A 23,503-nucleotide genomic window follows, 5' to 3' on the forward strand; every position below is an offset into this window, starting at 1 on the left:
TAACAAGCACGGAACCCATGAGTCAGGACTTTGCCAAGAAAAAGCGCAGCACTACCGCCCGTAACAGTACTCGCAGCTCCAGCAACAAGGGCAATAAGCGCCGCCCCAGCAACAGCAAGAAAACCCAGACCCGCAGCGCCAGCGGCTGGTTATGGTTTTTAAGTGGTGGCCTGCTCGGCAGCCTTGCAACATTCCTGATCTTTCTGAGTGGCGTCATTCCCATTCCCCAAGACAAGGCGCCAGGCAAAACTCAAAGCAGGGCAACACAAGCCGCCGAGGAAAAACCCGTCCCGCAACCGCGTTTCGACTTTTATGAGCTTCTTAAAGAATCTGAAGTGGTCGTGGAAAAATCGGCCGATGCCTATGACGGTGGCGGCCCACGCGAACAGAAAAACATGGAATACCTGCTACAAGTTGGCTCTTTCCGCAGTCCGAACGATGCAGATCGCCTGCACGCTGAACTGGCCCTTTCCGGTTTCGACAGCCAGGTTGAAAAGGTCAAAGTGCGCAACGGCAGTACCTGGCATCGCGTGTTGGTAGGCCCTTATGCCAGCCGCTCAAAACTGGCAAACACACGGGGCAAGCTAATCAGCAAAGGCATTGAAACGCTGGTCATCGAACGCGAAGCCCGCTAGAAGCCTTTCCCCGGGCAGCCACTCGGGCTGCCCGCCGTCACCTTACCGCTGCTCCACCTTCCATTCGCTTTTACAGTCCTTTGCACAGTTGAGTGCCTGGAATGCTTGAAAAGCATGGATATTGCCCATACTTAAAGGGGTAATCGCCAATTTTCGTTTGGCATTCCTTACCCTTTAGAAAGGACGTCCCGTGGAACAATATCGAGGCACAACTATTCTATCCGCTCGTCGTAATGGCAAAGTCGTCATTGGCGGTGACGGGCAAGTATCAATGGGCAATACCGTGATGAAAGGCAATGCCCGCAAAGTTCGCCGTTTGCATGGCGGCAAAGTACTGGCCGGATTCGCTGGCGGCACAGCCGATGCGTTCACCTTGTTTGAACGCTTCGAAGCCAAACTGGAAGCCCACAATGGCCAACTGGTACGCGCAGCCGTCGAGCTGGCAAAAGACTGGCGCTCAGATCGCGCCCTGAGAAAACTCGAAGCCCTGTTGGCCGTAGCCAATCATGAAGCTTCCTTGATCATCACCGGTAATGGTGATGTTATCCAACCTGAAGATGACCTCATTGCTATTGGCTCGGGAGGCCCCTTTGCACAATCTGCCGCCCGCGCCCTGTTGGACAACACCGAGATGGAAGCCATCGATATCGTCAAGCAAGGCCTGAAAATCGCCGGCGACATCTGTGTGTACACCAACCAGAACCATACTATTGAAGAACTGGAATACTGAGTAAGACCATGTCCAATATGACACCAAGAGAAATTGTCCACGAGCTGGACAAGCACATCATCGGTCAGAAAGAAGCCAAACGCGCCGTGGCCATTGCGCTACGTAACCGCTGGCGCCGTATGCAGCTGGAAGAAGAGCTGCGCAATGAAATCACGCCCAAAAATATTTTGATGATCGGCCCAACCGGTGTGGGTAAAACTGAAATTGCCCGCCGCTTGGCAAAGCTTGCCAATGCACCGTTCATTAAAGTAGAAGCCACCAAGTTTACTGAAGTCGGTTACGTCGGCCGCGATGTCGAATCCATTGTTCGTGACCTCGTCGACATGTCGATCAAAATGTATCGCGAGCAGGAAAAAGCCAAGGTTGAACATCGCGCTTATGATGCCGCCGAAGAACGCATTCTTGATGCCCTGCTGCCCCCCGCACGTGGCGAAGACCTGAGTGAAAAGGCCGAAAGTGGTACCCGTCAGATTTTCCGCAAAAAATTACGTGAAGGAGAACTGGACGAGAAAGAAATTGAACTGGAACTGGCCACCACCCCTGTCGGCGTGGAAATCATGGCACCGCCAGGTATGGAAGACATGACCAGCCAATTGCAAAACATGTTTTCGTCCATGAATACTGGCAAGACCAAGAAAACCAAACTCACCGTTAAACAAGCCATGAAGCAGCTTCAAGATGAAGAAGCGGCCAAATTGATTAACGAGGAAGAAGTGAAAGCCAAAGCAATCGCGGCGGCCGAACAGAATGGTATTGTCTTTATTGATGAAATCGACAAGGTTGCCAAGCGCCAGGAAAGCTCCGGTGGTGATGTATCCCGCGAAGGTGTTCAGCGCGATTTGCTGCCATTAATTGAAGGCTGCACCGTCAGCACCAAGCACGGCATGATCAAAACCGACCACATTCTGTTTGTTGCATCTGGCGCATTTCACTTAGCCAAACCTTCTGATCTGATCCCTGAACTTCAGGGCCGACTGCCAATTCGCGTGGAACTGGAAGCACTCAGCGCCGGAGATTTCGAACGCATTTTGGTAGAGCCAAACGCTTCTCTAACCGAACAGCAAAAGGCCTTATTGGAAACCGAAGGTCTGGAACTGAACTTCACCGAAGATGGTATTCGCAAAATTGCAGAGACCGCATTTGACGTGAATGAGCGAACAGAAAATATTGGTGCTCGCCGATTGCATACCGTTCTTGAACGCTTACTGGAAGAAATTTCTTTTGACGCCAGTGACAGCAAAGGTCCTGTGACCATTAACGCCGAATACGTCAGCAATGCATTGGGCGAACTGGCACAGGATGAAGACCTGAGTCGCTTTATCCTGTAAAGCGACAAAGTACACCAAACCGAACAGGCCAGAGCAAACGCTCTGGCTTTTTTATTCCCCCGGTTTGTACTCGCAAATCACTTTAACGTTAAGCTTGTTTACGCAAGGCTGCACAGAATTCCAGCTTCGGCATCATTCTCAACCAGCAATTCGAGAGAAACCTCAGCACGCTTGCCAACCACATCCCCTACAATGATCATTGCAGGCCCGGTCAGTGTTACCGAATTCAAATCCCTTTCGATATCATCCAATCGGCTGCAGAGCAATTGCTGCCCGGGTAAGCTCCCCTTGTCGATGACGGCTATCGCTTTGCTCCTATCCATACCATGGACCATCAATTGTTGAGCGATTAACGCAACTTTTGATAAGCCCATATAAAACACCAGAGTACCTGACTCGTTAGCCAAGTGTTCCCAATCAATATCAAGGCCACCCGCCTGGCGATAGGCTGTTACAAATTTAACAGATTGTGCGTATTCGCGATGTGTCAGAGGAATGCCGGAATAAGCCGAACAACCACTGGCCGCCGTCACACCCGGCACAACAGCGAAAGGAATATCATGTAACTCCAGCCTATCGGTTTCTTCAGCAAGGCGTGCAAAAATTCCCGGATCACCTCCCTTTAAACGGATTACCGTTAATCCTTTACGCGCCTTACTCAATATTAATTCATCGATTTCCGTCTGGGTCATGCTGTGCTCGAAGCAACGTTTACCTACATAAATTGCCTCAGCCGAAGCCGGGAAATACGCATGCAGAGCATCATCAACCAAAGCGTCATACAAAATGACATCGGCGGATTGCAACAAACGATGGGCTTTGAGAGTTAATAATTCCGGGTCGCCGCAACCTGAGCCGACAAAATACACCTTCCCTCTCTTGGCATCTGAACCTGCTTGCTGTTTCCGAAACGGTTTAGTCAGTGCGTTCATGTTTATGCGCTCTCGCTCACAGGGCAACTTTGGGGTATGTGATGCGTGCTGATTAACTGGGACAGTTCTGGTTTACAGGAGCCACAGTTGCTCCCACAGCGCAGACGCCTCCCCAATTCTTCAACAGACGAAGCCCCCAACTGAATCTCGTCCACAATTGTTTTCTGGTGCACATTAAAGCAACTGCAGACCTTCGGCCCCTGTTCAAACGCCTCATCGGCACGACGCCGTAGAACCGACTGAATATCCTCAAGGGTCAGCGATTCTTTCGCGAAAAGTTGATCCAGCCATTCCTTGCTGATATCTGGAGCTTGTTCACCTGAAAACGCCAGCAACATAACGTCTCCATCTCCCAGGCAAACCACATTTTCAGTCCCACCACTAGAAAAAGACAACCACTCACCATCGGCTTGAAAACGCTTTTGCAAGTATTTTACCACATGATGGCTTTGGGCCTGAAACGCCAACAGATAATGAAACCCATAGTGTCCTCGGCTTTTTACACAAAGCCCTTCATGAAAAGGTAATTCCGCTTTCGAATAGATCTGAATAAATTGCCCACAGCCGACAGCTTCCAGTTTTACCGCCGCTTGTTTTGATTCCGGCTGACCGGATATAGGATCGACAATACTGGCGTAAAGATTGCTGACGTTCGCAGAAGATGCAAACTGCTCGGACCAATGAATAGGCATAAAACATTGCCCGGATGCAATATCGTCACTGATCTGAGCAAAAGCTGTTACCTCGGATATTCGAGAAGCCGCTTTGATAAGGCCGCCCGGTTTAACCCCAAGCGTTATGGCATCCTTGGGGTTTATATAAATATATGGTCGATCAATATGGCCATTCAAGCTTGCTGACCGTCCGGTCCGACTCATGGTATGCCACTGATCTCTCAAGCGGCCTGAATTCATCAAAAACGGGAAGGCGGCATCCACGACCTGTTTAGGAAGCTTCGGCTCAATCGCAAACAAGCGGGCCTTTCCCGACGCGGTACTGAAACGTTTTTGTTCAAATGGTTTGGCACGACCTCCATTTTTGGATAAAGGCCATTGAACCGGCTTCAATTGATCATACTCACTCAAACTTAAATCACCGAGTTCACCCAAATTGAGCTGACGGCGATCCTGGTTCTCATGGGCGGTTAACTTTACCCACTCATCAAATATCTCAGCGGGGTGCTGATAATCAAAACCAGAGAAACCCATCGCCTGAGCGACATCTGCAATAATCTCCCAGTCTGGCTTCGCTTCAGCAGGCGAAGGGATTAAACCTCGTTGCCTGGATATGCGGCGTTCGGAATTCGTCACAGTGCCGTTTTTTTCTAACCAGGCGCTGGCGGGAAACTTAATATCCGCAAACGGCAAGGTATCGCTCTTATCCACACACTCGGAAACAATGACCAACTCACAGCGCTCTAAGGCTCTGATCACATCTGGACGGTTCGGGAGGCTGACCAGAGGATTCGTAGCCATGATCCAAACCGCTTTAATATTGCCAGCGGCAATTTCGGAAAACATATCCACGGCCATCTTTCCTGGCTTGTTTGCCATCGCCGGAGATTGCCAGTAGTTTTGCACCCGAGCCCTGTCATCAGGGTCCTGCAGCTCCATATGAGCCGTCAGTTGGTTGGCCAGGCCGCCAACCTCACGACCACCCATGGCGTTCGGCTGCCCTGTAATAGAGAACGGGCCACAGCCGGGGCGTAAAATTTTCCCCGAGGCCAAATGAGCGTTAATAATAGCCTGGCATTTGTCCACCCCGGAAGAAGACTGATTGATGCCCATGGAATAAAAACTGACAACTCGCTCACTGCTTAAAAACCAGTGATAGAACTGTTTTAACTCCGATTCCAAAACGCCACAAAACTCCGCCGTGCGCTGCAGACTCCAGTGCTGGCTGGCTTCAATAGCGGCATCGTAATGTTCAGTATATTGCTCCAAAAAAGCCTGATCGAGACCATTGTGTTGAGTTAGATAATTCAATAAGCCATTGTAGAGCCCGGCATCACTGCCCGGCTTAATCTGAAGAAACTGATCGGACAATTCCGCACTGGCGGTCCTCCGTGGGTCGACCAAAACAACCCTCATATCAGGATTCAAACGTTTCGCGCGCTCCATGCGTTGATACAACACAGGGTGAGTCCAGGCTGCATTGGAACCAATTAAAATGAGCAAATCCGTTTGCTCCAAATCCTCATAATCACAGGGCACCACGTCTTCACCAAAAGCTCGCTTATAAGCCGCCACGGCGGATGACATGCACAAACGGGAATTGGTATCGATGTTGGCTGATCCGATATAGCCCTTCATCAATTTGTTGGCGAGGTAATAGTCTTCCGTCAACAGCTGACCGGACACATAAAACGCAACCGCCTCCGGGCCATGCTTGGTGATGATGTTACTCAAGCCCTTCGCCGCTTCTTCAACGGCTTCCGCCCAGCTGGCTCGCTGATGATTGATTTCGGGATAAAGCAAACGATCTTCATAGCCAATCGTATCGAGCAGGTGCTGTCCTTTAACGCAAAGTCGACCAAAGTTTGCGGGGTGATCAGATGTCCCTCGGATGCTTTTCGGTTGCTCGTCTTTCATGTCGATCTCAACGCCACAGCCAACACCGCAATAGGCGCAAACACTCTGAGCGCTGTAAGGTCGATTTTGAGCAACTGCCTCTTTAGCCAGGGTCATTATTTGGCATTCGCTATGGAGAGCTGCACATCATCTCCTTCTACACGAACAGGATAGACCGTTATCTGACTGCCTTCCTGCTCCAGACACTGCCCACTGAGCAAGGAAAAGTGTTGCTTATATAGCGGTGATGCCACCACCGGTTCATCGCCCAGACAACCCACAATGCCGCGACTCATTACATTGGCTTTACCAATCGGATCATAATTATTCACCGCGTAAATTTTCGGTTCCGGGCGGCTGAGGTAAAACACTGCAACCTGAGTATTCTCAAGCAAGGCGCATACGCCCGAATCTTTTACCAGATCACTGGTTTTGCATAAATGGGTCCATTTATTGTCATTCATATTGCCACACACTCCTCTCAATGGACGTCTTCCGACAGCATTAAGCCATTTCAACGGTTTTTGTTTTTTGATTTTCACCCGCTGGCGATATTTGATCTCGCACACGAATAAACTGAATACCCTCATCTGATTCATCGGAATTGACAAACTGGCGAAAGCGCTTCAACGATTCAGGATTCTCCAAAGTGGTTTTCCATTCACACTGGTAGCTTTCAACAATATGTGCAATTTGCGATTCAAGTTCATGGCAAACACCCAAGTGATCGTCAATCACCACTTTTTGAAGATACTCCAGGCCACCTTCCAGGTTTTCCATCCAGACCGATGTGCGTTGCAGACGATCCGCCGTGCGGATATAAAACATCAGAATACGATCAATACATCGAATCAGGCCTTCATCGTCCAAATCTGTTGCGAACAGATCCGCATGTCTTGGGCGCATCCCACCGTTTCCGCAGACATAGAGGTTCCAGCCGTTTTCTGTCGCGATCACACCAATATCTTTGCTCTGGGCTTCAGCGCATTCTCGCGTACACCCTGAAACCGCCATTTTAATTTTGTGTGGTGCTCGCAACCCCTTGTATCGATTCTCTAGAAAGATCGCCATCGAGACGCTGTCTTGAACACCATACCGGCACCAGCTATCGCCAACACAAGATTTTACGGTCCGAAGCGATTTGCCATAGGCATGTCCGGTTTCAAACCCTGCATCAATCAGCTCCGCCCAAATCTCTGGCAGCTGTTCAAGGCGCGCACCAAACAGATCCACTCGCTGGCCACCGGTAATCTTGGTGTAGAGATCGTATTTCTTTGCAAGCTGCCCCAACACTATTAATTTATCGGCGGTGATTTCGCCACCGGGAACGCGCGGCACAACCGAATAGCTGCCGTCTTTTTGCATGTTGGCAAGATAGGTATCATTAGTATCCTGCAAAGGCAGATGCTCTTCCTTAAGTACATAATCATTCCAATGTGAAGCCAGAATTGAGCCTACGGCGGGCTTGCAAGTGTCGCAGCCGAGCCCCTTACCATGACGATCCAGCAAATCATCGAAACTCCTAATCCGCTCTGCACGAATAATGTCGTACAACTCCTGCCGGCTGTAAGCAAAGTGCTCGCAGATATCGGTATTCACTTCCAGCCCACGTTGCTCCAATGTCGAATCAACGAGATTTTTTAACAAGGCAGAACAGCCGCCACAACCGGTACTGGCTTTGGTACAGCTTTTGACACTGCTAAGGTCACAAGCTCCGTTGTCAATCGCAGCGATCACATCGCCTTTGCTAACGTTGTGGCAGGAGCAAATAGAGGCCATATCGGGCAAAGCGTCAACACCCAGGCTGGGCGCTTCCGTCGCCATAGGTAAAATCAGAGTTTCCGGAGCATCCGGCAACTCAATACCATTCAGCATATACTGCAGCAAGGTATCGTATTCACTGCAGTCGCCCACCAGTACCGCTCCGAGAAGGTTTTTTCCGTCTTCCGAAACAACGATTTTTTTGTAAATCGCCAGAGGCTGATTTTCATAGGTGTAACTCATCGCGCCGGGCGTTTTGGCATGCGCATCACCAATGGAACCCACATCGACTCCCATTAGTTTCAGTTTGGTGCTCATATCCGCACCGGAGAACTGCTCGCCACCTTCCTGCTCAAGCAAACTTTTCGCTGCGACTTTGGCCATCTGGTAACCAGGCGCAACCAACCCATAAATACGCTGCTCCCAAAGCGCGCATTCCCCTACTGCATAAATATCGGCATCCGATGTGCGGCAGTAATTGTCAATCACGATGCCTCCACGTTCGCCAACCTGAAGATCGCAGTTGCGTGCCAATTCATCATGAGGTCGTATACCCGCGGAAAACAAAATCAAATCCGTTTCCAAAGTTTCTCCATCGGCGAAACACATCTTGTAGCGATGGCCTTCTCCCGGAACAATGCATTCTGTGGCTTTTGAACAATGAACTTGAACACCCAGCTCTTCAATTTTGTTTTTGAGTAAGTTTCCTCCAGCACCATCAATTTGCACCGCCATTAACTGCGGCGCAAATTCCACCACATGGGTTTGCAAGCCCAACTGCCGAAGTGCATTGGCAGCTTCCAGTCCCAACAAACCACCACCGACAACAACACCCACCCGACTATTTTCGGCGGAGGCTTGAATGGCATCGAGATCATCAATAGTGCGATAGACCAGGCAATGCGCCTGATCATTTCCGGGAATCGGTGGAACGAAAGGGTAAGAACCTGTAGCCAGTACCAGCCTGTCATAATCGTACTGTTGTCCACTCTCGGTTAACACCACCTTATCGTCACGTTTAATGTCCGTCACTTTTGCATTGCAATGAAAATCTACTTGCCACTGCTTATAGGTTGCTTCGCTTGTCAGTGCTAATTCTTCAGCACTTTTTCCAGAAAAATACTCAGACAAATGCACTCGGTCATAAGCCAGGCGTGGCTCTGAAGATAAGACGGTTATCCGAGCCTTTGGCTCTTGAGAGATAAGGCTCTCAACCAGATGGTGACCAACCATGCCATTGCCAATCACTACAATTCTATTATTTTTCATTGTCTTTCTCTTAACGCTGAATCGATTTCAACTTCGACTTGAGCTTGATTTAGAATTTGGCGCCCAACCAGAGCCATAACTTATCGGTATCGACTTTGTTGCTGGCGGAATCTCCCGCCGAATAACTCGCATACTTCAAGCCCCAGGAATAGCGTTTGGCAAAGGGCATGACAAACTGCAAACCGATTTCATCGCCTAAATCGTCAATAGCGGCCGCGCCGATCGCATTGTCTGGCTGATCCGCGGAAAAATCATGGTAGGCCAACAGCCACTTTCCTCCCCACACCTTTCCGGAAAAGGAGATGTAGCGATCCTCCAAGCCTTGCATTGGGGTCGCGAGAAACTGATCAGTCCAACCATTAAATTTGTGCAGTGTTGCCAGAGGTGTTGAAAAACCGTAGTTACCATTGTCTGAACCCAGCAATTCGTAGCCCACTTTGGTAGTCAGTCCCGAAACTGATGCACCGAGTTCCAACAAGGCATAATTCGCATCAAAGTTTTGATTCGAAGTTTTATTGTTTTGATGGGCATACTCCGCGGTGTACAGAAAACCCCACGAGTCCATCTTCTGTTTTCCGGTAAAGCGCAAGCCATAACTGTCCAGGCTATTGGATTCGGTCGAATCAACTTCCAGCAAATAGGCATAGGCGCTCAACTTCCCGTAAGCGGTCTTATAAGCGGCATTGAATAGATGATCCTTCGAGTCAACATCCTTCTCATCGGAGAAAATGCGATTGCGCTTACCGAGATAAGCGTAATCCACGCTCAAGTCCTTCAGGCCTTTATAAGACACACTCACACCATCAAAGGTCTGCCGGTCCTGTCGAAATCCGACGTGCCCAAGAAAACGGTGATTGTCATAAACAATCACTTGCCGACCGATTTTTGCCGTCAGCCCCTTCGATTTGTACTGCACAAATGCCTGATCGACTTCTGTAGTTTCTGGATCAGCAACCACAGAGTAATTCGTGTTGTGGCCAAGCGTATCGTTGTAATCATCCAGCCCGAAAACACGTCGAGAATCTTCGATGTCCAATACAACAGAAAAACCCTCGACCGTTTTAGTCACAACATTCAGTCGAGTTCTCAATGTCAAAGCATCGGCATCCAGACGAGCATTATCTTGCTCGACACGTTCATAACGCAGGCGCAGATCCGCCTTTACCTTAGCGAAATCCTCAGCATAACTGTTGACGGAATATGCGCTGCTTAATGCAATCAATGTGATTGGCCATTTAACGGGATAACGTGTTTTCATGGTTTACCTTTAGTCCAAGATCAGGAAGCACTACTCAATACCGCTTTCTTTTCAGTCGCCGATTTAATAGGTTCGATTTTTCGTTGTTTTTCATACAGGAAAGTCAACACTGCGGATCGCAGACGGTTGTATTCTTTATCTTCAGCCAGTGACAGGCGACTGCGCGGTCGTTCCAGATTTACATCGAGGATTTCACCTACCGTCGCAGCCGGGCCGTTGGTCATCATCACAATGCGATCCGACAACAACACCGCCTCATCGACATCATGAGTGATCATAATGACGGTGTTGTTCAACTCCTCCTGGATCTCCATCAGAGAATCTTGCATGTGAGCACGAGTCAGCGCATCCAATGCACCAAAGGGCTCATCCATCAGTAACACCTGCGGTTGCATGGACAAGGCCCGCGCAATGCCAACTCTCTGCTTCATTCCTCCGGAGATTTCATCAGGACGCTTATGCATGGCGTGGTCCATATGCACCAGCCTGAGGTTGTGTTCAATCCATTCGGCCATTTCGGCTTTGCCCATGGTTTTAGAAAACACTTGCTTCACAGCGAGCTCGACATTTTGATATGCCGTTAACCAGGGTAATAGAGAATGATTTTGAAAGACGACAGCTCGCTCCGGGCCAGGCGCATTCACTTCTTTATTATCAAGAATGACACCTCCCAAAGTGGCTTTATAGAGCCCCGCAACCACATTCAGCACGGTCGATTTGCCACAACCCGAGTGTCCAATCAAGGAGATAAATTCCCCTTTTTTGATTTTTAAGTTAACCGACTTGAGCGCCGTAAAATCCCCTTTTGGGGTCGGGAAAACCATGTCGATATTACTGATGTCTAAAAAAGCTGGCATTATCTTAGCTCCATGCTCTTATCCCAGGATAAAAGACGCTGCAACTGCAACATGCTTCGATCCAAAAAGAATCCAATCAATCCGATAACCAATACAGCCGTCATAATTCGACTCAGCGATTGCGAGCTGCCATTTTGAAACTCATCCCAGACGAACTTTCCAAGCCCTGGGTTTTGCGCCAGCATCTCAGCCGCAATCAACACCATCCAGGCAATACCCAGTGACATACGCATACCTGTAAAAATAGCGGGAATTGATGCCGGCAAAACAATTTTCTTGATATGCCGAAGCGCAGGTAATCGCAGCACCTTACTGACGTTCACCCAATCCTTATTCAGGGAAGCAACCCCCACTGAAGTATTGATCACCATTGGCCAAATGCAACAAAGCGTTACCGTAACCAAAGAGTTGATAAAGGATTTGGCGAACATTGGGTCGGGAGTAACATAAACTGCACTGACAACAATCGTCACCAGCGGCAGCCAGGCCAACGGCGAAACCGGCTTGAAAACCTGAATCACCGGATTAATTGCCGTATTGAGCTTTTTGCTCAGACCAATGGCAATCCCCAAGGGAATGGCAATGGCAACGGCCAACAGAAAACCGCTCATCACTGTGAGCAAGCTGGTTACAATTTGGTCCCAGAACGTTTCTTTACCCGTGTACGCACGCACCTTCGCAGTGTAGGTGGGGTCTTCTGCAAGGCGTTTGGCATTTCGTTCTTCCTGCCGCTGATAAAAAGCCGCCTCTTTTTCACGTTCAATACGATGCTCCTGATAGAGATTCTGCACCTGCTCCAGAACCGCCTGTGGCCCGGGAAACTCCCCCAATGAAGTATTGATACTACTGGCGGTAAACGACCAGAGAATCAGAAAAGCAACAATACCCAGAGCGGGTAGCAACAAGCTTTTGAACAGACGTTGAAAAGCAAGCAGAAGACTCTGCACCGATAATCGCTCGACACTCGCGAAGGCTAAATGGCGCTTGACTGCACTCATAGCTTGTCACCTTGCTTGAGACCAATTGCAAACTGACTTAAATATTCATTCGGATTACGCCCGTCGTAAACGATATTGTCGATAAAATGCGTTTGCTGGGGGCGAAAGCCATCTTCACTGTTAAAATCTGGAAAATCACCGGGTTGCATCCGTTTTTCAGCAATGAGCGATTCAGCCGCTTTGCGATAAATGTCCGGACGATAGACTTCCCGAGCGACATCCATGTACCAACCGTCGGGTTTATCTTCACTGATTTGTCCCCAACGCCTCATCTGCGTGAGATACCAGATCGCGTCAGAATAGTAAGGGTAGGTCGCGTTGTATCGGAAAAACACATTGAAATCCGGCACCGGGCGCTTGTCACCTTTTTCATACTCAAAGGTACCCGTCATGCTATTGGCAATCACCTTGTAATCCGCACCAACATAATTCGCCTGAGCAAGAATCTTTACCGCCTCCGGACGATTAGCGTTGTCGTTTTCATCCAACCACTTCGCGGCCCGAATCAAAGCTCGCGTTAATCGAATTGTGGTATTTGGGTATTTCCTGGCAAATGCCTCGGTAATCCCAAATACCTTTTCCGGATTGTTTTTCCAGATCTCATAGTCCGTAACCACTGGCACACCAATGTTCTTAAACACGGCCTGTTGATTCCAGGGTTCGCCTACGCAATAACCATAAATTGTTCCGGCTTCCAAAGTGGCAGGCATTTGGGGTGGGGGCGTAACCGACAACAAAGCATCCGCGTTTATTTGGCCTGAGGTATCCCCCTTGTGAGGCGCGTAAAAACCGGGATGAATTCCGCCCGCGGCTAACCAGTAGCGCAACTCGTAGTTGTGGGTAGACACTGGAAACACCATTCCCATATTGAAGGGCTTTCCTTCCTCAATAAATTTATCCACGACCGGTTTCAGTGCATCCGCTTTAATTGGGTGCACAGGCAGTCCATTGTCCATTTTTGGAATATTGGGTTTCATTTGTTCCCAAATCTCATTGGAGACAGTGATCCCATTGCCGTTCAAATCCATGGAAAATGGGGTAATGATTTTTGCCTTTGTTCCGTAACCGATAGTGGCTGCAATGGGTTGCCCTGCCAGCATATGCGCTCCGTCTAAGCGACCGTCAATCACACCATCCAGCAGTACTTTCCAGTTCGCCTGAGCTTCAACTGTGACGTAGAGACCTTCGTCTTCAAAAAAACCTTTTTCATAGGCAATTGCGATAGGCGCCATATCCGTCAGTTTGATAAAGCCGAGGCGCAACTCCTCTTTTTCCGGGTAGCCAAGTTTCTCAGCCTGTACACCCATGGCTGCTAACAATGCGCCACTGACCAGTGCGACTCGCTCAACAATGCGACCGAGCTGTTTATACAACATAGTTTTTCTCCAAAAAAAAGCCCGCACCATTGCGAAAACGCAATGGTGCGGGCTTCGATGCCGACTAATATTTAACTGATGAATGCACTACACCGTTGTAGCTTTGAGTCCTGCTACCCGCTCGACACCTGAACCAGGTATAGAGCTTGTGAAGTTTGTCGAGCCGCTTAAACATGACTCAGTCACCCTCGTTGTGAAAACAAACTGTCAAGAACACAAAGATGGATAATGCAAGCGCAGTGCCAACTTAACTCCAACCCCATAAATCGTTATTTTTTCGCTGATTTTCGCCATTCAGTGGACCAAACAGGTGCGCCAATGCACAACAATCACGCACATTCACAGTTGGAACGTAGAATTATCTAGCTATCCAGCAGGGATGCCATAGAAAGAATATTTTTAGCGACCTCTTCCATTTTCTGCCCATTGTCCATCGCAGCTTTACGCATACGATGATAGGCATCTTTCTCCGAAAGCTGTTTGGTATCCATAAGCCAACGCTTGGCTTTATCAATACTCTTTTGATTGCCCAATTTTTCCTGAGCTTCTTTTAACTCGCTTTTAATCGATTGATAGTCCTCGAATCGAGCCAGAGCCACCTTCACAACTGACCTCAGCCGCTCCGCATCCACATCACCGATCACGTAGGCACTGACTCCGGACTTCAGAATCGAAGTAATGGTTTCTTCGTCATCTTTTTCAGAAAACACAATGACAGGCTTGGGTTTATGTTTCGAAATCAGGTCGAGGCAATCTATAAGCTCTGGGCTGGGCAACTCCGTGCCCATCAGGATCAAATCAGGATTTATTCGACTGACTTCCCTCAAAATAGACACGCTTTCATCCGCCATATGGATCACATCGCAGGCGAGTTCGGCAAGCACCTTCTGTGCAAGAATGGCTTTCTCCTGATCAGACTCTATCAAAAGTACTCGAATGTTTTTTTCACTGGACATCGGGTTTGACTCTTTTTCATATAGCTATCACTACCTAGCCATGAAGCAAACTTTATTCCAGATAATTCGAAACATTAAGAAGGGAAAGTGCACCGCTTTCGAGCGCTAACAGTGGCATGCCCTATTTTTAGGCAATACCCCAAAGAAAATGAAAGCGCGAAAACAGGAAGAAGGTAAACAGAAGAGAGCTGTATTTTAGGCAAGAAAGTTCAATAAACTTTCCTGTATCAGGTAGCGCCAACCCGCCAGGCCATTTTCATAACTAAAGATATCGTCGCCTTGGATGGTTTCATGTCCGGAGTGAGTAAACAGTAAGTGGGTCCTGCCCTGGTTTTCAGTCAGCACCCAACTAACTGTGGAATTCCCTGGAAAGCCTTTATAACGCCATTGATAGACCAATTTCTCCCCGGGGATGACATCCAAAATCTTCCATTGATGAACATAGCCTTTGCCGTCCACATTCACTGTGAATTCGGTCTCGAAGCCCATCTCTGCCCGGAAAGACTCAATTTCAGGAAAGAGCCATTGTTGCAAACTGCCCTGCTGCGTGATTGCCTCCCACAGCACGTCGATCGTGGTGTCGAATGTTTGCTCTACGATAATTGGCTCTGCATTCATCGAGTTATCCTGACCTAAGCACAACGATCATTGAAAGCATCAATGGTCTCACCGCTGGGAGCAGCAAATGGCTGCTTGAAGGTAAATGCTGCGTAACTCGGGCCATTGCATTTCAGCAATTCCAGACGGATCTTCGCCTCTTCAGGCGTAGGACGCCGGCCTGCTTCAACCCACCACAGGACCATATAGAAATCAATTTTGTCGAACCACTCTTTGCGTCGACGCATAATGTCACGATGATCCTGATTACGATAAACAAAATTAACCAGCGATTGAACGCTTGACCAAACCGACATATTCAATGCGATATTGGGATCATCAAATGCCTGAACATCCATAGCGTCGTTACCATCACCTGTAAAACGCCAGATAAACCCATCCTGAGCTTCCGCTACGGCATTCACTCGATCCAGGTTGTTTACAAAGTCCGCGTTTGCGGGATGCTCCTGCGGCAATCGAAATTTTGCGATATTCGCCTGGGCCAATTCAAATTTCATATCACGCTCCTTTCAGTAAAGGGAGGCTTTCTCCACCTCGTCCCGATTCCAGTTTACTCTGCCAGCATATTTTCAGGCTTGACACCACGTCGTCGCACCGCAATTAATGCACCTGCGACAAAAAGCTGCAGACCGCCATATAGCAGTAATGACAACAAGACCATATCACCAATAGGATCAACTTTGCCAAGAACGGCCGGGAACAGCAAAGCTTTCAGCATCAGCCCTAAATTGATATTGCGAACCACTACTTCCATATCCACCGCAGTCGCATCGGCATGGGACAGTCTGAGCACGCCCCAGGATATAAGCCAGCTCACCAAAGCAAGAACGGCGATAAACAAGACAATCAGGGCCACATTACCCAAACCGAAGACTTCTAAATCCAAACGTCCGGAAGCAGATGCACCTACAACAATCATTAACAGGCCGAACATTGAGGTCCGAATCGCCCACTTCGAGAACAGTTCAGCGGTTCCCGGGAAAAGTCGCAAATACAACATCCCAAGTGCCAAGGGCAACAATAATGTCAGTGTGATTTCTTTCATGATATGCCCTTTGGGCATCACGAAATCGGCCGGCATATAACTTTCAATCAACAGATCCAATATGAATGGGGTGGTGAATAAACACGCCAGAGTGGTTACCGCAGTAATAGCCACCGATAGCGCGATATTGCCCCGGGCAAAATGCGTAAAAATATTGGAGGTTGAACCACCAGGAACGGAAGCAATCAGCGCTAGGCCAACCGCCACCCCGCCCGCCAAACCGAATAGGCTAATGAATGCCAAAGCGACCAGAGGCACAACGATGATCTGAATGGCTGTGCCACTCGCTACCGCTTTCGGTTCCAGTAAGAGTTCTTTGAAATCTTTCGGGGTTAAGGTTGCCCCCATTCCCACCATGGCGGTCACGAGCTGAAATACTGAAAACCAGTATTCATGTTGAATATAGAGAGTTCCCACAATACTACCTGCGTCTATTATTATTTTGCCGAATTACTATCGGCTTATTATCAGTCCCCCGGTAGTGCAATGAAAGTTTTGTTTAGTTAAGACGAATTTCTCCAGCATAGAAAGCGATAGATGCTGCCAATACGAACAGGGATATCAAACCAATAACGGAGACCAGGCCCTGACTTATCTGCGAAGCATTCTCCTGATCATTGATTCCCTGTTTCGGCCAGCGCCCCAGACTCAACAGCTGACAGATGGGCCAACCGACATACCAAGCAATGGTTTCGAAAAACAGCTCGTAGATCAGCCATACCAGGATTCGGGCCAGCAATCCTAACAGACGCAGAAAGTCCTTAAACAGGAATTCAATCAGATCAGCCATTTCGATCAATCCTTTGCCGTCTCATACGGCAAATTCACAACACGTATTTCATCCGAACGCCCGTTGCGACAAACCCGAGACTTTTATAGAACCTCAATGTTCTGGGGCTTTCATTTTCAGGAGGTGTGCCTACCTCCAGCCGTTTCCAACACAACGCCCTGGCTTTCTCCATTGCCGCCTCGATGAGTTGTTGTCCCACCTTAAGAGATCGCACCTCAGGTGCCACGTAAAGTTCAGAAATCTCCCCAAACACACCACCGGCGTAAATTGCGGCACACTCATGCAGAGTGAGCACACCAACGTTACTCCCATTGGAACGGGCAAGAAATGCCCAGATTTTTCCTGAATTCAACAAGCTTTCTGTGAGAGCTTGAAGCTCGAGTTTTTTAATGTCAGCTTCGGCTCCAGGTTCCAACTCAATAAGTAACCTGGAAACCAGCCCTGCCACTTCTATGGAGTGACGTTTATCTGCTTCTATAACAGCAATATCTTGCATAAAATAAATAAGTCTCTTTAGTTCAAGAACCTGTGATGCCCTGCCTCAGGAGAGGCGAGTAAACTGATAAATATCGCGATGTAAACCATCCGGAAATTCCAAGCGACGAACTTTTTGGCCACCCAGACGTTCAACCAGCGTTCTCGCCGCAGCATTTTCGTCATTCATGTAAGTTTCAACAACATCCCAAGCCAATGCCTCAAAGGCGTATTGAATAGCAGCAATGGACGCTTCTTGAGCAAATCCTTTTCTTCTTGCCTCCGGCAACAGCCACCAGGTTAATTCCCTTGGCCAATCCTTGCCTTTCCAAAACCCACAGCTACCGATGAGCTCGCCCGTGGCTTTCTCTTGAACAACCCAAACGCCGAAGCCCATCAAATACCAGGAACCGAGATCAGCTTTCAGTCTGGCCCACACCTGTTCCCGCCCAATGGGACCGCCGTACATTTTGGAGGCTTCGGCATCGGTGTAAAACGCTTCGTAAACAGGAAAGCTTTCAACGCTTGGCGGGATTAAGTTCAAACGTTCCGTTTCAACAGTAGGAACCACTTCGTTCACCTCTTAAGAATTTCTTTGATGACAGTAAATCAGAAAGCGGGCTCAATCAGAAACGTTTTCTTCCCATTTTTTCAACAAACCCTGCAGTTCGACCACCACCTCTGGATGACGGTAAAACACATTCTCTCGCTCTCCCACATCCTGTTCCAGATCAAAGAGCATTTGCGTATAACCATCGACAAGGTATTTCCATTTGCCTTTTCTGACCGCTCGCATACTTTTGTTTTTCCAGAAAAATGCCCGATCCGGACGAGCTTGCTCAACATCGAGAAAACTTTTGCCGTCTATCCCTGGAATTTTTTCAGCATTCCCGGATGCGTCCAAAGCTGTTGCGGTGATATCCATAATGAGGCTTGGTGCCGATATGGTATGCCCGGCCTTAAACTTGCCGGGCCAGCGCATAATTAATGGAACTCGAATACCCCCTTCCCACAAAGTATCAAAACCATGGAACAGGGGGCCTGAGTTCACAAGGTGGCGACCACCATGATCATAGGTAAATATGACCAGTGTATCTTGTGCTTTATCTTCCGCAGCCAAAACTTTCAGTACTTGGGCGATACCATCGTCCATGTTCTCGACCATTGCCACATAATCAGAACGCCTGGCTTTCACTGCATCCCATCCTGAATGCCATTTTTCTTTAGGTAAGTCCGGCACTTGATAGGGTGGCAACGCCGAGCTGTAGGAAAGATACAAAAAGAAGGGGCTTGATGATGACTGCCGAATGAACGACACGGCCTCACGCGTCAGCACATCCGTCAAATATCCACTCTCGGAAACCAACTCTCCATTGCGATACAAACCCGGCTCACCTCTTGGGGTTTTGTGATCATGGTGTCCCAAAGTCCAGGAGTTAAATCCCAGAAAGTAATCAAATCCGTGATCATTGGGGTTGTAACCTGGCGACATGCCAAGATGCCATTTACCAATTAAGGCTGTTCGATAGTTTTTTGCTTTTAGAGATTTTAACAAGATGTTTTTTTCGGCGGGCAATCCGCGCCCTCGGTCCAGAGCCTTGGCAGGATACAAACCACTCATTAACGATGCCCTGGCGGGAATGCACTTGGGCGCCGAACTATAGTGATCACTGAACAACACCCCCTGTTCAGCGAGGCTGTCCAACGATGGCGTTTCAATATCGCTCGCACCATAAGGCCCGATATCGGAATAGCCCATATAGTCGGCCACTATAAGAACGATATTGGGTGCCTGCGCATGCTGCTTCGCAAATGCAACTTGGGTCATCAGGCCCATCGGCAAACAACAGAGAAGAATGCGTAAACGGAGGGAGAAGCGAGCCAAGATGGATCTTGGCTCACAAAGATAAGAGCTCATACGGCGATTATGGTTTGAGGTTATTGTTTTCCTGCCCAAGCCCAAAAAGCGGAGCCCTGTGCTGGCAAATCAGAGTGGAAAAGCTTGCACTCTGCAACCCCCAAATGCAAGTCAGACCCGCCACTTCCCTTTTTTAAAGGCATCCAGCAGGACTTTTGCACGCCCCTCTTCGAGGTCCATAAAGGAATTACCACGGGCGAAAAAGTCATTCAGCCCTTCAATTTCCTGCAAGTCCTTTGTGCTGACCTTAGGGTATCCCATGGACCACTCACCAAAAGCCCGCTCTTCAATCGGTTCAGAAATGAGCTTGGTCACACGCTGGTGTCGTGGATCCATCTCAATTTTTCGATACAGCGCATCGACAACCGCTTCATCACCTTCCAAAACCTGAAAAAACGCGCCCGATTCGAACAACAGTATCCCTGTGACATCACACTTCTGATTATTTGTCCGGCTTTGCTCCAGAATTGCCTCCAGGCCCTCAGCGGACAGTTCTTCCTCGGTCGTTGCACTACAATAAATACAATGAGTCAATTCCATGGTATGCCTCCAAGCTTACAGTTACCCAGACCCATTTAGTAAACCTCTTATTTTGCAAACTAGTGTAGACCATTTTTAGACAGGAGCTGGACGCATGGCCTTTGTCGCTCAATTTCTTCGACCCTCAATGCACAAAGCGCATTCATTGAATGACCCAGGCGCCGTTTTGTGGTTAAATAGCGATATGCTCCTTTCGCCCTTGATGCTGATACGCTCCAGGGGCTTTTTCTTTTCTGCCCCCCCGAAATCACCTCCTCCCTTGAAAGCCCTATATTTAAAGCCTCAAGAGATTTGCGAGTACTTACATACAAAGAGCTTTTGCGATTGTGGTTTATCCCAGTCGTGCTAAAGTAGAGGTAACCCCAGTGCGTTGAGGATCGTTTTATGTCCCTGATCCAACTACAGGAACCCACCACCCAAAACCCGGGACACTCTGTATTTTTCAGTATTGCTTTTCGACCATTCTTTGCGGCCGGCAGCCTCGTTGGCGCAACCCTGATGATGGTATGGGTACTCATCTACCGCGGACAGATTCAATTGCCATTGGCGAATATGTTCAGCTGGCACGCCCATGAGATGATCTACGCCTACGGCATGGCGATTGTGGCCGGCTTTCTACTTACTGCCGTGCGCAACTGGACAGGGCAAGATACCGCTCGCGGCCCACTGCTCATAGCCCTGCTTATTGTATGGCTTTTACCCAGGCCGCTGGCGCTTATACTGCCACCTTCCTTATACCTCAGTCTGCTTGATCTGGCTTTTATTCCCTGCCTGGCAATTTGCCTGGCGGCGCCGATTATAAAGAGCCGCAATTGGCGCAACCTGCTGTTTATCCCAATCCTGATAGCGTTTTTCCTCTGCAACCTCTTCTACCATCTTGCGATTCACCAGCAGATTGCGATCAACCCGAGTCAGCCACTACTCTTCGCCTTAGAATTGCTACTGATGCTCATCACCATCATCGGTGCTCGCGTATTGCCTATGTTTACGCGCAATGGCACGCAAGGTGCGGTGGAGCCGAAAGGTTTTGCCCAACAGCCTCTGTGGCTGCTCGCAGCCGGCCTGTCCCAACTTCTGTTCAGTGCGTTTTTTGATGCACTGCTGCCAAAAGCTCTGTTGGCATTGGCATTCGCAACACTGATTCTGTACTCATGGTGGGGATGGCAGGGTAAAGCCCTGTGGCGCAATCCAATGCTCTGGGTTCTTCACATTGCCTATTTCGGTCTCGCAATCACTTACCTGTTAAAAGCCGCCAGTTATTTTTCACTGCTACCCGTCAGCCTTTGGATTCACAGCGCCGGTGTTTTATGTGTTGGGCTGATGACCGTTGGCTTTATGGGGCGAGTGAGTCTCGGCCACAGTGGTCGCCCCCTGCACTGCAGCCGACTGATGCTGGCCAGCTATATATTCATGTTATTGGCTGTCGTCCTTCGTTTGGCCGCGGGCCTGTACCCGACCCTGCCCCTATGGGATTCTGCTGCCCTGTGTTGGAGCTTGGCTTTGCTCTGTTTCGCCATCGAATTTATTCCATACCTGCTTAGCCCAAGAGCTGACGGGAAATCGCCATGACGGCAACAAAATAACCAGTCAAAAGAACCCAGATTTATGCAAAGCCCGACCCGAATTGAATTGCACCGCAAAAGCCAGGAACTGGAAATCAGCTTCTCCGATGCAACCTACCACCTGAGCGCAGAGTTTTTACGCGTGCACTCACCCTCTGCAGAGGTAAAAGGTCACGGGCCTGGACAGGAAGTGTTGCAACACGGCAAACAACACGTGGGCATACAAACTCTGGAACCCAACGGCCACTATGCCATTCGAATCCTGTTTGATGATGGCCATGACTCCGGCATATACAGCTGGAGCTACCTTGCGGAACTTGGCAAAAATCAGGAATCGATGTGGCAAAACTATTTACAAAAACTGGATGATGCCGGCCTCAGTCGCGACCCCGACACTCAAATCATCCGGCTTGGATAATGATTTAGCATTAACACTGAAACAAAAGCGTCATTAAACCCACCCCAATAGGGGCAGACGATACAAAAATAACCTTACTTAACCCAAGTCCATGTACAAACACTCTACAATGGCGCGGTTTTCGGGTTGAAGGATTATTGCGGCTTATTAGAAAGCAGGAAGAGAGAAATCTCAGGGCAATAAAACCGCCAGAATTGCAGTTTATGTTGGCGACATCATTATCAGCACCATCTTGTTTCAGTGTAGAGACATTGCCCTGCTCTCCTCCCGACTTCAATAAACCGCAACGACCCGCTTTATTTTTTGGAGATATTTATGGGATTCATTCGCTTTTTACAACAAAACACCCTCCCCATTAAACGCAGTGGCATTGCTCTGGCCGCCGCTGCCCTGATTGCTGGCTGTAGTGAACAGCTTGAAACACAGCAAGCGGTTCCGCCAAAAGCCATTAAATATTTTAGTGTCGGCGAGGAATCCAGCGGCAGTGTGAGAAAAGTTACTGGCATTGTCGAACCATCTGACAAAACCGATCTAAGCTTTCGCGTCGACGGTAAAGTATCCAATGTATTGGTGAAACAAGGCGATTTGGTCAGCAAGGATCAGGTTCTTGCAGAACTGGACCCCAAAGATTACCGCACTTCTCTCAGCTCGGCTCAGGCCCAGCTGAACCAGGCTCGCGCCGAACAGCAAAACAGCTCTTCGGAATTAAAAAGAAACCAGCAACTGTTTGCGAAAAAGCTGGTCGCCCAAGCCACCATCGACAAGCTGCAAGCGGCCGCTGATGCAGCCAATAGCCAGGTGAAGGTCGCCGAAGATCGCGTACAGGAAGCTAATCGTAATCTGGAACGCACCAAACTGCGCGCACCGTTTGCCGGCACCATTAACACCCGCACCCTGGAACCCTTCCAAAGTGTTCAATCCGGCAATACCGTTTTTCAATTGCAAGGTGACACCGGTTTTAAAATCAAAGTGCCGGCTGCTGAAAGCATGATGCCTTATATTGAATATGGTCAGTTGGTCAGCTCCGATTTTCCTGCAGTTCCCGGTTTGAGCCTGGAAGGACAAGTTTCCAGCATCGGCTCTCAGGTTGAAGCCGGCAGCTCCTTCCCGGTCAAAGTACAGCTCAGCGGAGACACCTCAAACATCCGCGCAGGCATGACCGCCAATGTCACTTTTTCGTTCCGCGCTGAAAATCAGGAAACACCAATTTATATGATTCCGGTATCAGCCCTGTCCGAAAGTAACGTCAATAAAGATGACAATCGCTTTGCGGGCGTTCTGCTGTTTAATCCAGAAACGTCACTCCTGGAAAAACGCGAAATCGAACTGGGTGATCTGCGCGACAACAGTGTTGAAGTAATCAAAGGTTTGAACAAAGGCGATAAAATCGCTTCCGCCGGCCTACCGTTCTTATTCGCTGGCCAGGAAGTTACCTTGTGGGAGCCCGAGTGGCGCCAAGAGCAATAAG

Annotated in this window: 23 protein-coding genes; 6 read left to right on the plus strand and 17 right to left on the minus strand. The window is 48.9% G+C overall.

Annotated features, from left to right (window positions below):
• The first annotated feature begins 17 nt into the window (after positions 1-17).
• The 3 genes from G8768_RS00430 to hslU all read left to right on the plus strand — a co-directional run bounded on the left by G8768_RS00430 (position 18) and on the right by hslU (position 2,693).
• Positions 18-635, plus strand: a complete 618-nt coding sequence (locus G8768_RS00430) for an SPOR domain-containing protein (protein ID WP_166853093.1) — start codon at positions 18-20, stop codon at positions 633-635.
• Positions 636-825: 190 nt separating this feature from the next.
• Positions 826-1,365: an ATP-dependent protease subunit HslV gene (gene hslV / locus G8768_RS00435; protein WP_166853090.1), complete on the plus strand. Its 540-nt coding sequence runs from the start codon at positions 826-828 to the stop codon at positions 1,363-1,365.
• Positions 1,366-1,373: 8 nt separating this feature from the next.
• Positions 1,374-2,693 (plus strand): ATP-dependent protease ATPase subunit HslU, encoded by a 1,320-nt coding sequence (hslU, locus tag G8768_RS00440; protein WP_166853087.1) that lies wholly within the window; start codon positions 1,374-1,376, stop codon positions 2,691-2,693.
• Between the two features lie 98 nt (positions 2,694-2,791).
• On the opposite strand, the gene cobA is transcribed toward hslU, so the two are convergent.
• The 17 genes from cobA to G8768_RS00525 all read right to left on the minus strand — a co-directional run bounded on the left by cobA (position 2,792) and on the right by G8768_RS00525 (position 20,055).
• The gene (cobA, locus tag G8768_RS00445; RefSeq protein WP_166853084.1) at positions 2,792-3,625 is read right to left on the minus strand and encodes a uroporphyrinogen-III C-methyltransferase; all 834 of its coding nucleotides are present in this window, start codon (positions 3,623-3,625) and stop codon (positions 2,792-2,794) included.
• 2 nt (positions 3,626-3,627) lie between these two features.
• Positions 3,628-6,312, minus strand: a complete 2,685-nt coding sequence (locus G8768_RS00450; RefSeq protein WP_166853081.1) for a nitrate reductase — start codon at positions 6,310-6,312, stop codon at positions 3,628-3,630.
• A complete protein-coding gene (gene nirD / locus G8768_RS00455; protein ID WP_166853077.1) occupies positions 6,312-6,659 on the minus strand; it encodes a nitrite reductase small subunit NirD in 348 nt (115 codons plus the stop codon). The genes G8768_RS00450 and nirD overlap by 1 nt, the downstream gene beginning before the upstream one ends.
• A 40-nt stretch (positions 6,660-6,699) precedes the next feature.
• A complete protein-coding gene (gene nirB / locus G8768_RS00460; protein ID WP_166853075.1) occupies positions 6,700-9,225 on the minus strand; it encodes a nitrite reductase large subunit NirB in 2,526 nt (841 codons plus the stop codon).
• Positions 9,226-9,274: 49 nt separating this feature from the next.
• Complete coding sequence (locus G8768_RS00465; RefSeq protein ID WP_166853073.1) at positions 9,275-10,483, minus strand: alginate export family protein; 1,209 nt, start codon at positions 10,481-10,483, stop codon at positions 9,275-9,277.
• 20 nt (positions 10,484-10,503) lie between these two features.
• Positions 10,504-11,340: an ABC transporter ATP-binding protein gene (locus G8768_RS00470; RefSeq protein WP_166853071.1), complete on the minus strand. Its 837-nt coding sequence runs from the start codon at positions 11,338-11,340 to the stop codon at positions 10,504-10,506.
• Positions 11,340-12,338 (minus strand): ABC transporter permease, encoded by a 999-nt coding sequence (locus G8768_RS00475; protein WP_166853069.1) that lies wholly within the window; start codon positions 12,336-12,338, stop codon positions 11,340-11,342. Before G8768_RS00475 ends, G8768_RS00470 begins: the two co-directional genes overlap by 1 nt.
• Positions 12,335-13,714 (minus strand): CmpA/NrtA family ABC transporter substrate-binding protein, encoded by a 1,380-nt coding sequence (locus G8768_RS00480; protein WP_166853067.1) that lies wholly within the window; start codon positions 13,712-13,714, stop codon positions 12,335-12,337. Before G8768_RS00480 ends, G8768_RS00475 begins: the two co-directional genes overlap by 4 nt.
• A gap of 362 nt (positions 13,715-14,076) precedes the next feature.
• Positions 14,077-14,670 carry an ANTAR domain-containing response regulator gene (locus tag G8768_RS00485; protein ID WP_166853065.1) on the minus strand — a complete coding sequence of 198 codons (594 nt, stop codon included), beginning with the start codon at positions 14,668-14,670 and terminating at the stop codon, positions 14,077-14,079.
• 195 nt (positions 14,671-14,865) lie between these two features.
• Entirely contained in the window at positions 14,866-15,288 is a 423-nt protein-coding gene (locus G8768_RS00490; RefSeq protein WP_166853063.1) for an SRPBCC family protein, read from the minus strand.
• 14 nt (positions 15,289-15,302) lie between these two features.
• Positions 15,303-15,785: a DUF3291 domain-containing protein gene (locus tag G8768_RS00495; RefSeq protein WP_166853061.1), complete on the minus strand. Its 483-nt coding sequence runs from the start codon at positions 15,783-15,785 to the stop codon at positions 15,303-15,305.
• Positions 15,786-15,838: 53 nt separating this feature from the next.
• Positions 15,839-16,750, minus strand: a complete 912-nt coding sequence (locus G8768_RS00500; protein WP_166853059.1) for a bile acid:sodium symporter — start codon at positions 16,748-16,750, stop codon at positions 15,839-15,841.
• A gap of 82 nt (positions 16,751-16,832) precedes the next feature.
• A complete protein-coding gene (locus G8768_RS00505; RefSeq protein ID WP_166853057.1) occupies positions 16,833-17,123 on the minus strand; it encodes a hypothetical protein in 291 nt (96 codons plus the stop codon).
• A 34-nt stretch (positions 17,124-17,157) separates the two neighbouring features.
• On the minus strand, positions 17,158-17,619 hold the full coding sequence (locus tag G8768_RS00510) for a GNAT family N-acetyltransferase (protein WP_166853055.1): 462 nt from the start codon (positions 17,617-17,619) through the stop codon (positions 17,158-17,160).
• Between the two features lie 45 nt (positions 17,620-17,664).
• A complete protein-coding gene (locus G8768_RS00515) occupies positions 17,665-18,168 on the minus strand; it encodes a GNAT family N-acetyltransferase (protein ID WP_166853053.1) in 504 nt (167 codons plus the stop codon).
• 51 nt (positions 18,169-18,219) lie between these two features.
• Entirely contained in the window at positions 18,220-19,425 is a 1,206-nt protein-coding gene (locus G8768_RS00520) for a sulfatase-like hydrolase/transferase (RefSeq protein ID WP_166853051.1), read from the minus strand.
• 201 nt (positions 19,426-19,626) lie between these two features.
• Entirely contained in the window at positions 19,627-20,055 is a 429-nt protein-coding gene (locus tag G8768_RS00525; protein WP_166853048.1) for a BLUF domain-containing protein, read from the minus strand.
• A gap of 384 nt (positions 20,056-20,439) precedes the next feature.
• On the opposite strand from G8768_RS00525, the gene G8768_RS00530 reads away from it, so the two are divergent.
• The 3 genes from G8768_RS00530 (at position 20,440) to G8768_RS00540 (ending at position 23,502) form a co-directional block, all read left to right on the plus strand.
• On the plus strand, positions 20,440-21,624 hold the full coding sequence (locus G8768_RS00530; RefSeq protein WP_166853046.1) for an NnrS family protein: 1,185 nt from the start codon (positions 20,440-20,442) through the stop codon (positions 21,622-21,624).
• A 36-nt stretch (positions 21,625-21,660) separates the two neighbouring features.
• Positions 21,661-22,035, plus strand: coding sequence for a gamma-butyrobetaine hydroxylase family protein (locus G8768_RS00535; protein ID WP_166853043.1), 375 nt, complete (start codon positions 21,661-21,663; stop codon positions 22,033-22,035).
• 315 nt (positions 22,036-22,350) lie between these two features.
• The gene (locus G8768_RS00540) at positions 22,351-23,502 is read left to right on the plus strand and encodes an efflux RND transporter periplasmic adaptor subunit (RefSeq protein WP_166853040.1); all 1,152 of its coding nucleotides are present in this window, start codon (positions 22,351-22,353) and stop codon (positions 23,500-23,502) included.
• Position 23,503 lies beyond the last annotated feature (1 nt).

The organism is Pseudoteredinibacter isoporae, assembly GCF_011602085.1.
In the GTDB taxonomy this organism is placed as follows: domain Bacteria; phylum Pseudomonadota; class Gammaproteobacteria; order Pseudomonadales; family Cellvibrionaceae; genus Pseudoteredinibacter; species Pseudoteredinibacter isoporae.